The following is a 12,637-nucleotide window of genomic DNA, read 5'->3' on the forward strand; positions in this document are numbered from 1 at the left end:
ACAAAGGAGATGTGTTTAATTTTGCGGATCTTGATACCCGGTTTTAGGAGAAGCAGCAAGTTGATTGCGCCATCGTTTACGCCATTGACTCGTTGCTTCTAAAGTACTCGTCAGTTGTTCTTTTTGACGACGCTTCAGGATCGTCTCAGTTGAAGCATCTAAATTAGGATCACGGTAGGGAATTGCAGCCCGTGTCTGTTGATGTTCTAGATCGAGTTGCGATAAAGGGGATAAGTCCTTAGAGTTCCAACTCGCAACCGTAGAACGACGATTCATGCCCATTGTTGAAGTGTAAGAGAGTCCTGCTAAATTCAAAGCAGTTCGCATTGCTGCTGCACAAGAATAAGTGGCAAGGCGTCCTGAAACATCTAGACATTGAGCCACTAAAGCTAGAAATTCTACCGTCCAAAGTTGCGGACAATGTGGGGGGGAAAATGGATCTAGAAAAATGGCATCTGCAACAAAACCCTCTTGAATTACCACTTGAATGGTGTTTCTTGCATCTCCAATTAGCAACTTAGCTTTGATCTTAGAGCGATCTAGAAACTGTTGTTGGGCTAAGATGGCTAGCAACTTTGGAATCGGAGATGACCAAAGATTTAACAATCTATGTTCGCTTGCCGCCTGAGCAACTTGCCAATCGGATTCCAGACCAATAATTTCCAAATGACAATCAGGATTAACTTGCCAAATCGTTTGGATTGCAGCAGCAGTGTTATAGCCTAACCCATAACAAATATCAAGAATTTTGAGATGAGATTGTTGTTGCGCTTTTTCGGCCAAATGACAGGGCGTGATAAATTTTTCTTGGGCTTCTTCTTTTGCGCCCCGTAACGAATGGAAAGTTTCCTCAAATTCAGGAGATAAGAACGTGTAAGAACCATCAGAGGTCTGTTGAGGAGTAAAACTCATTTTTTAGAAAAGACAGACTGAGTTATGGGCAAGTAAACAGTAAAGCAACTGCCTTGACCGGGGTTAGAAGTCAATGTGATTTTACCACCATGTTGTTGTGCAATAGCGCGGGCAATGGGAAGACCCAAGCCCGTACCCTGTTTGCGTTGTGACCGCGAGGGGTCAGCCCGCCAAAATCGCTCGAAAACTAATGCTTGTGCTTCTGGCGCAATCCCTACTCCGGTATCAAGGAAACTCACTTGGCAAAGACGATGAGTACGAGTCAGGCAAATCGTCACTGAGCCACCTTCTGGAGTATATTGTAGGGAATTTCGTAGTAAATTAGCAAATAAACGATGCAACTGATCGCTATCTCCGACCACAACTGCATCTTCATGTATTTTGCACTCAAGTGTGATCCCTTCTGCTTCTGCCATCGGTTCAAATAGTTCTACTAAATCTTGTAGCATTTCTTCGATGTCAATCGGTCGCCAAGAATGAATGGGAGGGGTTTGGGTCGCGTCAGAACGAGCAAGAAACAGTAAATTTTCAATGAGGCGACTCATTTGCTCGGTTGCACTAGCAATTGCCGTTATTTTCCTAATATCTTTACTATGAATACGCTCAGGGTGATTTTGCATTACCTCCACAGAGCTTTTAATTGCAGCTAAAGGGCTTCTGAGTTCGTGAGACGCATCAGCAGTAAATTGCCGGAGTTGCTTGAGATTTTTTTCAAGGGGAGCAAGCGCTTTGCGGGTTAACCAAATTCCCCCAACCGCGGCAAATCCGACTGCCACTGTACCCCCAGTAATCAACCCCCAAAGCAGTTGTTGTTGAGAAGCTTGTAATTCTTCGGTCGATTGAGAGGCGCGAATATACCCTTCTAAACTAGGCTGGTCAGAAGTCGGGCGATCGCGAAAGACTGAAATTGTATAGGAACGGATATTATGGGGAGAAGATTCAATTTTTTGCGTTTGTGTTCCCGTTTTAGGAAGGGCATCAACAGTCAATTGTCCGCGAGTTGCGAGTAAACGTCCTTGAGGATCAAACCACTCTAGACTTTGGTGATCGCGATTAAAAATATCTCGCCAAGGGACTTCATCAACACTATTGAGATACTCACTTCCTCTTTGCTGCACTTTTGTATGAAACGGAGTAGCCGCTTGTGCCAGAGTCAGTAATTTTTTATCCAGTTGCCGGTAGAAGCTATGACTGACCAATATATAAGTTCCACTCCCAAAAAGAGCAAGAATGGCGCTAATTACTCCCAGATAAGAAAGTAATAATCGCCAGTGCAGATCACTCACTGGTGAGCGAGGCGGAAACTTACATTTCTTTAAGACGATATCCCAAACCATAAACGGTCTCAATGAAATCAGGCGGTGCTCCTGCTAATTTTAGCTTTTGTCGTAATCCCTTAATGTGGGCTCGCACAGTATGTTCTTCGGGACAACTTTCAAATGCCCAGAGATGATCTAAAATTTGAGTCCGACTAAAAACACGACGGCCACTACGCAAAAACATCTCCAGCAGACGATACTCCTTTGGACTCAAGGATAAATGAGATTCTTCATAAGTAACTTCACAAGAATTTGGATCTAGTTTCAGGGGTCCCCAAGTTAAAGCAGGTGAAAAATTAGTTTGATGGCGACGTAGGAGAGCACGAGTTCTAGCTGCTAACTCTTGGAGCTCAAACGGTTTAACAAGGTAGTCATCTGCCCCAGCATCAAGCCCAACGACTTTATCGGTTGTAGTGTCCCGAGCCGTTAACATCAAAATTGGAGTGGTATTCTCCTGAGAACGCAAACGCTGACAGATGGTAATCCCATCTAATTGCGGAAGCATAATATCTAGCAAAATTAGATCGTAATGAAATGTGCTGGCAAGTTCAAAACCGGTTAGACCATTGTCTGCAACTTCCACGGCATAGTTTTGATCGCTGAGATCTTCGGCAACGGCTTCACTGAGGCGTTCATCATCTTCAACAATTAAAATTTTCATGGTATTTCCTAATCCCTGTTGTTCCTTGAGAACGAGTGAGTAGAAAATATTATCTTCTATTCTTCAATGCAAATAAAGGAAGTCTTGCAACTCTTGAAGTCCATCAAAGTAGTTTTAATGTTCTTCATCAAGTTGCAAGCTCATAAACATCTAAGTCTTTTATGGTGTGAGCTGATCAAAAGGGGAATTCATTGATTAGAGGTTATGAATTCCCCACTAGAACCATTGATTCAGAGAATTATTGGAGTGCTTCCTCTGGTTGTTTTCCTTCTTCTGTCTCTTCAGAGGGTTCCTCATTCACAGGTACGAATCCTCCCGTTGTGCCAGGTTGTTCTTCCTCTGCAACCTCTTCTTCCGGAGTGGTTTCATCTTCAGCAGTCACATCCTCTGCCGGAGTGGTTTCATCTTCAGCAGTCACATCCTCTGCCGGAGTGGTTTCATCTTCAGCAGTCACATCCTCTGCCGGAGTAGTTTCATCTTCAGCCGTCATATCTTCGGCCGGAGTAGTTTCATCTTCAGCCGTCATATCCTCTGCCGGAGTGGTTTCATCTTCAGCCGTCATATCTTCGGCCGGAGTGGTTTCATCTTCAGCCGTCATATCTTCGGCCGGAGTGGTTTCATCTTCAGCCGTCATATCCTCGGCCGACTCCATTTCAGCGCCGGTATCCGTTTCTGAATAGGGAGCAGTTTCTTCTTCCGTTGGCGCTTCCCCAGTCATTTCAGATGTACTTTCTGCACCAGAATCTTCAGTCATTGTTTCTGATGCCACTTGGGGAGAAGTCGTTTCTCCTTCTTGCGCCTCAGCTCTATAAGTAGATAAAGGGAAAATTGAGGTTGCTAGTAATAAAGCGATTAGTTGAGCTTTCATAAGTTTCTCCTTGAATTCTAGTTGGGTACGGTTTGTGTGATTATTCTAAGAACGATGAGTTTTAAGACTCACTGACCCTTTTTGGCTGAAGTGTTTCTCTTCTGCTCAAGCAAAAGATTGGTTGGATTAATTAACAAGAGGGAATGAGTTCCCCTCATTAAGATTCTGGATTGATCCTATTGAGCAGTAGAATCTTCAGGAGCCTTCTTGAAGCCTGTGTCTTCACTTAACTCATCAGTAGCTTCTCCAGAAACTTCAGATTCGCCTTCTGTACTGAAGTCAAATTCATCTTCTGTCGACATTTGAGTAGATGAGTCTTCAGGAGTTTCCTCGATACTTTTTTCTCCACCTAACTCATCAGTAGCTCCTCCAGTCATACCAGAGTCGCCTTCAGGAGCCATCCCTGAATCTTCCGGCATTGATTCTCCAGTCATACCAGAGTCGCCTTCAGGAGCCATACTGGAATCTTCCGGCATCGACTCTTCAGTCATTCCTGAATCTTCCGGCATCGATTCTCCAGTCATCCCGGACTCGTCTTCAGGAGCCATACTGGAATCTTCCGGCATCGACTCTTCAGTCATTCCTGAATCTTCCGGCATCGATTCTTCAGTCATTCCTGAATCTTCCGGCATCGATTCTTCAGTCATCCCTGAATCTTCCGGCATCGACTCTTCAGTCATCCCTGAATCTTCCGGCATCGACTCTTCAGTTGTAGGTGATTCTTCTACGGTTGAATCAGGAGATTCAGTATCACCACCACCACCAGCACAAGCTGATAAAGGGAAAATTGAAGTTGCTAGTAATAAAGCAATCAGTTGAGTTCTCATAACTGTTCTCCTTGAAATTTAGTTCAATTAGTTAATAGGTCAATTAATTGGGGATTATTAAACGTAAGCAGCTTAATTTTCCAAATAATTTTTGACTTGCTGCTGAAGTTCTGGATCTTGTCGCACTGCAATCCAAATTTCCTGAAACCGTTCTATCTGTAAACCTTCATCAGTAATGGCTGCTTCAATGTCTGCTTGTGCATCTTGTTCAATTTGCTCGATTTGAGCATCAGCTTGCTGAAACTGTTCTTGCTTCTCTTCACTGACATTAGATGCTTCTGAATCGCTACTCTCAGGCTGCTGTTGTTGTCGCAGCAATTCATTATATTCTTTGATCGTTAGTCCTTGTTCCTCGATCGCTTCTACCATTTTCTGGCGAGATTCATCTTGGATTGTTTGGACCACTTTAAAGGCACTCGCAAAGCTTTGAATTTCTTCATCATTTACTTCGATAGAAGTGTTTTGCTCAGGAGTAACAGTAGGATTATTTTGTTCTGCTGGAGTTTGTTGTTGTGCTAGGGTTGCAGTTTGACCTGCCAGCAAGAAAACAGATGCTGTTGCTCCTGCCAGGATAGAAAGGTACTTCATCGGATACTCCAATAATCTGTGCTAAGGGCAAAAGTTTCAAAGCAAGGCTTTTTAACCTTTACCTAACCATTTACCTTAAACAACGAATGTGAAGAATTTGAGAAGGCAACAATAATCGACGAAGAGAAAACCAATGAAAGTAACGCCAACTGACCTGAGACCATTTTTCTGTGTTGATTTTTTTCAGAGCTGTCTGATTAACAATTGATCAGTGTTTATAAGCAGCAATGGCTTGCTTGAGTTGTATTGATTTAAATCAATTCTAATAAAAAATATATTGCAATTAATTTTTAATAAAAAACAATATTAATACTGCATTTGAATTACAATTGTGCGGTTTTTAGTGGCGGTAGGGTATACCGACACTATCTTTTTGGCTACATTAACATCTCTGTCGTGGCTAGTCCCACAGTTGGCACATTTCTACTCTCTGGTAGGTCGAGTTTTCTTCCTTTGAACCCATAACAAGAAGATTTTTGGGAAATTGGCAGCCATCGGTTAATCACTGGAAATTCACGACCATATTTCTCTGCTTTACCTTCACACTTAGGAGTTCAAGAATTGGTATGTATTAACTTTCATCAAGAAGAAACAGAGAAGATTGATATCTTTCATACATTTCAATACCGGGGACTTTTTCACGAAACGTTTTGGGTATTTTATACAATTTGGAAGGATACTCATCACGCAGTGTCGCCAGGTGCTCATAAGGTTCCTTCCATTCTTTAAGGTGATATAATAATCGTTTAAACTGAGAGTATGAATCTTTATGTTTTTCCATTAAAGCAATGTAGCGAATAATTTTTGTGTAGGTATCAGGATTATTTTTTTGACTTGTAATACCAATAATTGTTCCCAATTTTTCAAAGATACTATAGTTTAGTTTAATCTCTATAAAAATTTGTTTAGAGTGATGTAATTCCTTTTTGCTAAACGTTAATACTAAGTCAGATATCTTCTGTAAAATAGAAAAGTCAGCTAATTGATATCGCTTAAAAAGATAGAGTAATCGTAAGGCTAATCTGTGTCCAGAAGATAAGTTTTGTAATTCTTGTGAATAAGCTCGAATCGCTTGCGCCCCCTCTTCTGTTTTGAGCTTCTGTACTGTACTTTCAGCTAAGTTTTCCACAGCTTGACCAAACTCTTCACTTATTGTTTTTTGTTCAAGTGATTCAAGTAATTTAAATATTTCTTGATAAAAATTCTGCTGACTATAACTCCGATATTGGAATTCAGTTGACTCTACTTTTAAAAAACTATCTTTTGCTTCCAAGGCAGCTTGCAGCATTTCACTCTTTTCTTTTAATCCGTGATATTCTCCGGAGTTTTGGTTAAGAGCAGCACGAATTTTCAACAGTAAAATAAATTCCGGGTGGCCAAATTTGTCATCATATAATCCTTCGATTAAGGGAGTAATTTTTTGTAGCTTTGCTAAAGCGCGATCATGAAGAAAAATACTACTTTCAGGAATTGTTTCTCGAATAAAAACACTGGTTAATCGTTCCCACATACTCTGATTTCCCCAAAGTGGACGATTCCACCAAGGTTTCTGGAAAGTAGAATTAATTTGAGTAACGTCTCCACTATTTGATTTCATCATTCTTCCTCTAAATATTGACTCTGATTAAAAATACCTTTTCTTCTCAGGAAATAAACAATACTAAATCATACTTAGCAATGGTTGATCAATTATCATAAATTCCCTGAAAACTGTAAGCTTGGAATCGTTATAGTAAGAGTTCAATTAACAATACTTAAAGTAGCATAAGTTAGTTAACTAATTTAGAAAAAACTTATAATTATTTGGCTCGGTCAGGAAAGAAGTTAATCCTAACCCGGGTGAATTGAGCTAATATTTTATAAATTCCATAATTGAAAAAGTAAGCGATTATAATTTTCTAGCTAGAAATACTGAATTTGCTAAATTCCTTAGCAGCTAGTTAATAATAAACTATTGTTTCGGAAATTATATAATATTATTTTTACTTGTGTCAAAAAAATAAAGAATGACACCAATCGTGATAGTAAGTATTAAGTTTTTTTTCAAGTCCAAATCCCTGGTTGACTGACAAAACACTTATAACTAGTACTATAGCGGGGTTCTATTGTCTGTCAATCAGGACCAAATCCTTGCGGCTTAAGGATTAAGACGACTCATTATTTAGGAAAGCACTCCCTCAGCTAACACAATCATCGAATTGAAGAGCTGATTGCGCGTTTTAATTCTTCTTGATTTAAATCAGTAATAATAAATACTTCTTGTACACTTTTGCCGTGGCGAGCAATTACCTTATATCCGCCTCGGATTGGTACTGATACTCTTAGTTTGAGCTGCTGACAATTGCTGCGAGCGCGACTAATCACACCAGGAGTCACTGTATGAATCCCCTGGTGAGTAATTAGCCTTTCTAAAATTGGAATTAATCCCTCAATGTGGGTGGAGTGATTCCAAACTAATCGTCCTTGCGAAGAATCCCCCATGTTATGCTTTCTCCAAAGGAGCCATCGTTAAACCTTCTCGTCGAAGTTGTTGGTGATAAAGTTCTGCTGCTTCTTGAGGACCCACCCAAACAATTGCTTGTCCTTCGTTATGAACTTGTTCAGTTAAACTCCAAGCGCGATCGCTGGTCATGCCTGGAATATACTTCATTAAGCAGTTAGCAACGTGCTGAAAAGTATTCACATCATCATTAAGAACAATCACCTTGTAATTAGGATATCCGGTACGAACAGTTTCTTTGTTTTTTTCAGGAGCTTGAATTGGGGAAGCTGTTGCTTGTATCATTGCCTTCTTTTGCCAGTAAAAAACTTCTCCCCTATGATATTGACAGTTTTTCCTAATCTTCAATACAACTAAGGGACCTTGGATTTATCCGAGTTTTTAACTAGGCTAAGTCCTTATTTTCAGATACATTTAATACTATTGGTTTTACAGTATCACATTTTTAAGTCAGCTCACAATTCATTATCTTGTTATGGCATTTGAATGTGATCGGGGTAATGCGGTGATATTTTTTGTTAGATTGTATTGCTAGAGGTAGTTTACAATATTTAAGGCTGTGTTGCGAACGTTAACGTAGCACTCAGGAATCGTTCGACCTTGGTCTGAGAGAACTACTCGATAAAAAAGGATTAATCTTAAGTCTGGGAGAGAGAAACACCAAACAATGACAATTTCACAACAGCAAGAAGCCCCCAGTATGGGGCGGCGACAATTCATGAATCTGTTAACCTTCGGTACGATTACCGGAGTTGCTCTCGGCGCACTCTATCCAGTAGTTCGCTACTTTATTCCCCCTTCTGCTGGTGGTGCCGGCGCTGGTACAACCGCTAAAGACGAATTAGGTAACGATATTATTGCAAGCGAATTTTTGGAGAAGCATCCTGCTGGCGATCGCGCTTTGGCACAAGGATTAAAAGGCGATCCTACTTACGTTATTGTTACGGAAGATGAAGAAATCGCCAGCTACGGTTTAAACGCGGTCTGTACTCACTTAGGCTGTGTGGTTCCTTGGAACGCGAGCGAAGGGAAATTTATTTGTCCTTGCCACGGCTCACAATACAATGCTGAAGGAAAAGTCGTTCGCGGTCCGGCACCCTTGTCTTTAGCGCTCGTTAATTCTGATCTTAATGAAGACGGTAAAATCGTATTCACGCCTTGGGAAGAAACGGATTTCCGCACGAACCAAGAACCCTGGTGGACTTAAATCTTCCCTTTTTCATTAAAAAGCAACCGAGTCGAGTATAAAAAAAGAAACCAATGAATAACTCTTTTTGGCAAGCGTTTACCCAGAAAACGAAGGGTTTTCTCACCTCGCTACTTTGTATCGTTTTTGCCACCCTAACTGTTTTTTTCGCCAGTGATGCTTTGTTTCCGCAAAGTGCTGCGGCTTACCCATTCTGGGCACAAGAAACGGCTCCAGAAAATCCTCGTGATGCCACGGGTCGTATTGTTTGCGCCAACTGTCACCTCGCCGAGAAAGAAGCAGAAGTGGAACTTCCTCTTTCTGTTGCCCCTGACAGCGTCTTTGAAGCGGTGGTTCATATTCCCTATGACACCGATACCCAACAAGTTTTAGGGGATGGTTCCAAGGGAGACCTCAATGTCGGTGCTGTTTTAATGCTTCCAGAAGGCTTTCAAATTGCGCCGCCCGAACGGATGACTGAGGAAATGAAGGAAAAAGTGGGAGATGTCTTCTTCCAGCCTTACCGAGAAGGGTTAGAAAATGTTGTCTTGGTCGGTCCCTTACCCGGAAACGAATATCAAGAAATCACCTTCCCGGTTTTATCTCCGGATCCCAATGGCAATAGTGATGTTTATTTTGGTAAATATCCCATTTATTTAGGAGCAAACCGGGGTCGCGGACAAGTTTATCCGGCTGGCAATAAAAGTAATAACACCGTTTATAATGCCAGCAAAGGCGGAACCATCACTGCCATTGAAGATAGTGGCTTTGGCTACAACGTCACTATTCAGGTGAGTGAAGAAGAAAGTGTGATGGAAACCATTCCTCCGGGTCCTGAATTGATTGTTTCCGAAGGAGATCAAATCGAGAAAGGACAGGCTTTAACGACTGATCCAAACGTTGGCGGTTTTGGCCAGGAAGATAGTGAAATCGTTTTACAAAGTCCTGCCCGGATTAAAGGTTTAATGGCATTTATTGCTGCGATTATGCTGGCACAAGTCCTGCTGGTTCTGAAGAAGAAACAGGTGGAAAGAGTCCAAGCGGTAGAAATGAATTTCTAAGGTTTTCCTGAATTAGTGAACCGAATGAGGCAGGCTTTACGCCTGTCTTTATTATTGGCGTTATGCTCCCTTGCTCTCTCTAGCGAGAAACTGTCCTTTTCCTCATCTCAAACTCACGTTAAACATCATCGCTTTTACTTGTTCTGCCGTTGCCGGCGCGAGTAACACCCCATTACGGTAATGTCCTGTAGCAACAATCACATTTTCGTATCCCTCTAAATATTCAATCACGGGCGCAGCTTGTCCTTCGGGTCGCGGTCGCTTACCCGACCACGTTTCCAAAATTTCTCCGGCGGCTAAAGCCGGACAAAATGCCACTGCTTGTTCCCATACCTTGTCTAGGGGAGTATTTACGGGTTGATCGGGAAATTCCACGGTTGCACCGACCCAATACTCCTGGTTTCCCAAGGGAATGAGATGAACATCATCTCCTGTCACCACTGAGGATAAGGTCAAACTGCTGGGGAGGCGAACGCGCATTGCTTGCCCGAAAACCGGTTTTAATGTTACCGGTTGTTGGAGTTCCCGGGTGAGGGGAAATGACCCTAACCCAGCTGCAATAATCAGGGTATCTGCTTCGTAATTGCCCCGATTGGTCTGGACCGTGTAATCCTGGGAACCGTTTGCAGTTTGACTGACAGAAACCCCGGTTGCTTCTACCCCCCAATGACAATTCACGCCATTTTGCTGACAAGCTTTGAGCAGGGTCTGGGTTAACGGTCGGGGATGAACTTGCAAATCTTGAGGGGAATAAACTGCTCCCACAAGCCCCGTGGTATTCAAATCCGGGCAAGTTGTTTGCAGTTGTTCAACCTCCCAAAGTTCTAATTGCCAGCCTTGGGAATGCCGTAAATTTGCTAGTTCCCGCCATTGTTCCATCTCCTCTTGGGAAAAGCAAAGATTAATCAAGCCTTGGCGATGAGGAATTGTCTCCCCGGTTTGTTGAGTCAATTCTTGTAATAACTGGGGATACCGACGCATACTCGCTTCTCGCAGTTGCCACGCTCGTCCCTTTGTTTTTTGGCTACTAATCCCGATTAAAATGCCCAGTGCTGCTCCAGTTGAAGCTTGCGCCGGTTCATCTCGATCAATCATTGTCACTGCAAACTGATCGGTTTGGCTGAGTTCGTAGGCGATGGTTGCGCCAACAATCCCACCGCCAATAATTAAGACCCGCTTCATGTTGTTTCACCCGACTCCGCTTCCGGCAGCAGGTTAAGGTATTGATCAAAATCATTTAGCGCCTGATCATAGTTTTGTAACGCTCGCGAATAGGCTTCTTTTTGGACAGCTAAATCAACTTCTTCCAAGTCTTGAAATAACTTTTTCGCATAGTTCCGGGCGGGTTCTTGATCTTGAGCAAGGAGATTACGAGTTACGTAAGTCATTTCGCGACGCAGCCCTCCTAGCGGTCCATGGAGTAAGCTAGACGCATCAGACCATCTTTCTTGCTTCAGAAGCGATTCAAGTTCAGTGAGCCGCTTGCGGGCTTGTTTGACTGGGGTTGCAGCACGCTCAATTTGTTCAATTTGTTCGCTGCTATAGGTTGGGGGAGGTGTATTGTTATTGGCACCGCCACAACTCACCAGAATGACTGCGACAACAGCTAGTAATAGCGATAAAATAGCTCGTTTGTTTAGCATGATTGTTAAATCTTTAATAAATTGTTTTTGTTTTCTTGATTATCAGGATACCAAGTTGCGGGTCTTGTCCTGAAGTGTCTAAACGATTTGTTGACGAAGAAAAGTCAGTAAAATCGGGCTGATTTCCTCTGACCAATGTTCTTGAGGATAATGCTTGGCTTCTTCTAATTTGGCGAGACGAACGTTTTTATTTTCCTGCGCGATCGCGCCTGGGACATCAGCAGATAACCACGGATCGTTCATCCCCCAGATAATTTGGGTGGGTTTTTCCCAAGTGCTCCATCCCGCTTCAATTTCTGCCATGGCTTTGGGCAAATTTAAGTTTTTGATGGTCGCGACAAGAGAACGCCCCGCTTGCGAGTTTTGCAGAAACGGTTTTCGATAAATCCCTAAATTTTCCTCTGAGATCACATAACCGCTACCCTTTTCTAAGGTGCGATCCACTAGTAACGGGTCTTGAGTTAACATCTCTCCCATTAAGGGAAATGCCCATTGCCGCATCAGCCAAGGCAAGCGCACCGAAGCAGCGAGGGGAGTGTTGAGGATGACCAAACGCTCAATTTGTTCGGGATGACGAAAGGCATATTGCAAGCCCACAGAGCCGACAAAGCCTTGTACCACCAAATGAAATCGAGATAAATCTAAAGCGCTCAAGAATTCTCCCAGCGCCGTGATTAAAGCAGACGGTTGGTAGGAAAATTCTCGTGGTGAGGGTTTTGCCGATGAGCCTTCTCCTAACCAGTCCGGTGCATACGCCGTCAGTCCCGCCTCTGCAATATCCTCCAAAAGCACTCGCCAACAATAGCTATGAGCAAGAAGGCCATGTAAGAAGACAATCGGAGTGTCTTGGGTTTCATTTCTGGGAATGGCTCGGCGGTAGAACCATTGTTGATTATTAATGTTAAGGGTTTGTGTTTCGATCTGAGTCATTGCTTTTAGAAGGTAACTTTCTTCAACAAAAGATCCGTGGGACTCCCCCACCTCGGAACAGGTGGGGGAGGAAAGCGGGTGAGTCGATACCGCTCGATGCGGTTGAGACTCACATTTTCTTAGGCTACACATAAGCCATTCG

General features: G+C 42.7%; 14 protein-coding genes. 2 read left to right on the top strand and 12 right to left on the bottom strand.

Annotated features, from left to right (window positions below; all coding sequences use genetic code 11):
* Nucleotides 1-15: 15 nt before the first annotated feature.
* The 9 genes from GVY04_00685 to clpS form a co-directional block, all read right to left on the bottom strand.
* Nucleotides 16-912: a hypothetical protein gene (locus tag GVY04_00685; protein NBD14691.1), complete on the bottom strand. Its 897-nt coding sequence runs from the start codon at nucleotides 910-912 to the stop codon at nucleotides 16-18.
* Nucleotides 909-2,249, bottom strand: coding sequence for a two-component sensor histidine kinase (locus tag GVY04_00690; protein ID NBD14692.1), 1,341 nt, complete (start codon nucleotides 2,247-2,249; stop codon nucleotides 909-911). The genes GVY04_00685 and GVY04_00690 overlap by 4 nt, the downstream gene beginning before the upstream one ends.
* Entirely contained in the window at nucleotides 2,218-2,892 is a 675-nt protein-coding gene (locus tag GVY04_00695) for a response regulator (protein ID NBD14693.1), read from the bottom strand. The genes GVY04_00690 and GVY04_00695 overlap by 32 nt, the downstream gene beginning before the upstream one ends.
* Before the next feature lie 238 nt (nucleotides 2,893-3,130).
* Nucleotides 3,131-3,760 (bottom strand): hypothetical protein, encoded by a 630-nt coding sequence (locus GVY04_00700; protein ID NBD14694.1) that lies wholly within the window; start codon nucleotides 3,758-3,760, stop codon nucleotides 3,131-3,133.
* A 176-nt stretch (nucleotides 3,761-3,936) separates the two neighbouring features.
* Nucleotides 3,937-4,587 carry a hypothetical protein gene (locus tag GVY04_00705; protein NBD14695.1) on the bottom strand — a complete coding sequence of 217 codons (651 nt, stop codon included), beginning with the start codon at nucleotides 4,585-4,587 and terminating at the stop codon, nucleotides 3,937-3,939.
* 72 nt (nucleotides 4,588-4,659) lie between these two features.
* Nucleotides 4,660-5,175, bottom strand: coding sequence for a DUF4168 domain-containing protein (locus GVY04_00710; protein ID NBD14696.1), 516 nt, complete (start codon nucleotides 5,173-5,175; stop codon nucleotides 4,660-4,662).
* 571 nt (nucleotides 5,176-5,746) lie between these two features.
* A complete protein-coding gene (locus GVY04_00715) occupies nucleotides 5,747-6,772 on the bottom strand; it encodes a hypothetical protein (GenBank protein ID NBD14697.1) in 1,026 nt (341 codons plus the stop codon).
* A 593-nt stretch (nucleotides 6,773-7,365) separates the two neighbouring features.
* A complete protein-coding gene (locus GVY04_00720) occupies nucleotides 7,366-7,656 on the bottom strand; it encodes a metal-binding protein (GenBank protein NBD14698.1) in 291 nt (96 codons plus the stop codon).
* Between the two features lies 1 nt (nucleotide 7,657).
* A complete protein-coding gene (clpS, locus tag GVY04_00725; GenBank protein NBD14699.1) occupies nucleotides 7,658-7,960 on the bottom strand; it encodes an ATP-dependent Clp protease adapter ClpS in 303 nt (100 codons plus the stop codon).
* Nucleotides 7,961-8,342: 382 nt separating this feature from the next.
* Here clpS and petC point away from each other — a divergent pair, with 382 nt between their 5' ends.
* Both petC and GVY04_00735 read left to right on the top strand, forming a co-directional pair.
* Nucleotides 8,343-8,882: a cytochrome b6-f complex iron-sulfur subunit gene (petC, locus tag GVY04_00730; GenBank protein ID NBD14700.1), complete on the top strand. Its 540-nt coding sequence runs from the start codon at nucleotides 8,343-8,345 to the stop codon at nucleotides 8,880-8,882.
* 53 nt (nucleotides 8,883-8,935) lie between these two features.
* A complete protein-coding gene (locus GVY04_00735; protein NBD14701.1) occupies nucleotides 8,936-9,922 on the top strand; it encodes an apocytochrome f in 987 nt (328 codons plus the stop codon).
* 102 nt (nucleotides 9,923-10,024) lie between these two features.
* Here the strand turns inward: GVY04_00735 and GVY04_00740 are convergent, their stop codons facing one another.
* The 3 genes from GVY04_00740 to GVY04_00750 form a co-directional block, all read right to left on the bottom strand.
* Complete coding sequence (locus GVY04_00740; GenBank protein ID NBD14702.1) at nucleotides 10,025-11,104, bottom strand: FAD-dependent oxidoreductase; 1,080 nt, start codon at nucleotides 11,102-11,104, stop codon at nucleotides 10,025-10,027.
* Nucleotides 11,101-11,565 carry a photosystem II protein PsbQ gene (psbQ, locus tag GVY04_00745; protein ID NBD14703.1) on the bottom strand — a complete coding sequence of 155 codons (465 nt, stop codon included), beginning with the start codon at nucleotides 11,563-11,565 and terminating at the stop codon, nucleotides 11,101-11,103. The genes GVY04_00740 and psbQ overlap by 4 nt, the downstream gene beginning before the upstream one ends.
* A gap of 78 nt (nucleotides 11,566-11,643) precedes the next feature.
* Entirely contained in the window at nucleotides 11,644-12,495 is an 852-nt protein-coding gene (locus GVY04_00750; GenBank protein ID NBD14704.1) for an alpha/beta fold hydrolase, read from the bottom strand.
* Nucleotides 12,496-12,637 lie beyond the last annotated feature (142 nt).

This window comes from Cyanobacteria bacterium GSL.Bin1 (assembly GCA_009909085.1).
In the GTDB taxonomy this organism is placed as follows: Bacteria; Cyanobacteriota; Cyanobacteriia; order Cyanobacteriales; family Rubidibacteraceae; genus Halothece.

Bases quoted from the DNA above. Each gene is read 5' to 3' on its own strand.
- GVY04_00690 (NBD14692.1), bottom strand. From the start codon at position 2,249: ATGGTTTGGGATATCGTCTTAAAGAAATGTAAGTTTCCGCCTCGCTCA.
- GVY04_00705 (NBD14695.1), bottom strand. From the start codon at position 4,587: ATGAGAACTCAACTGATTGCTTTATTACTAGCAACTTCAATTTTCCCT.
- GVY04_00685 (NBD14691.1), bottom strand. From the start codon at position 912: ATGAGTTTTACTCCTCAACAGACCTCTGATGGTTCTTACACGTTCTTA.
- GVY04_00710 (NBD14696.1), bottom strand. From the start codon at position 5,175: ATGAAGTACCTTTCTATCCTGGCAGGAGCAACAGCATCTGTTTTCTTG.
- GVY04_00720 (NBD14698.1), bottom strand. From the start codon at position 7,656: ATGGGGGATTCTTCGCAAGGACGATTAGTTTGGAATCACTCCACCCAC.
- GVY04_00700 (NBD14694.1), bottom strand. From the start codon at position 3,760: ATGAAAGCTCAACTAATCGCTTTATTACTAGCAACCTCAATTTTCCCT.
- GVY04_00735 (NBD14701.1), top strand. From the start codon at position 8,936: ATGAATAACTCTTTTTGGCAAGCGTTTACCCAGAAAACGAAGGGTTTT.
- GVY04_00715 (NBD14697.1), bottom strand. From the start codon at position 6,772: ATGAAATCAAATAGTGGAGACGTTACTCAAATTAATTCTACTTTCCAG.
- GVY04_00740 (NBD14702.1), bottom strand. From the start codon at position 11,104: ATGAAGCGGGTCTTAATTATTGGCGGTGGGATTGTTGGCGCAACCATC.
- GVY04_00695 (NBD14693.1), bottom strand. From the start codon at position 2,892: ATGAAAATTTTAATTGTTGAAGATGATGAACGCCTCAGTGAAGCCGTT.
- GVY04_00750 (NBD14704.1), bottom strand. From the start codon at position 12,495: ATGACTCAGATCGAAACACAAACCCTTAACATTAATAATCAACAATGG.
- petC (NBD14700.1), top strand. From the start codon at position 8,343: ATGACAATTTCACAACAGCAAGAAGCCCCCAGTATGGGGCGGCGACAA.
- clpS (NBD14699.1), bottom strand. From the start codon at position 7,960: ATGATACAAGCAACAGCTTCCCCAATTCAAGCTCCTGAAAAAAACAAA.
- psbQ (NBD14703.1), bottom strand. From the start codon at position 11,565: ATGCTAAACAAACGAGCTATTTTATCGCTATTACTAGCTGTTGTCGCA.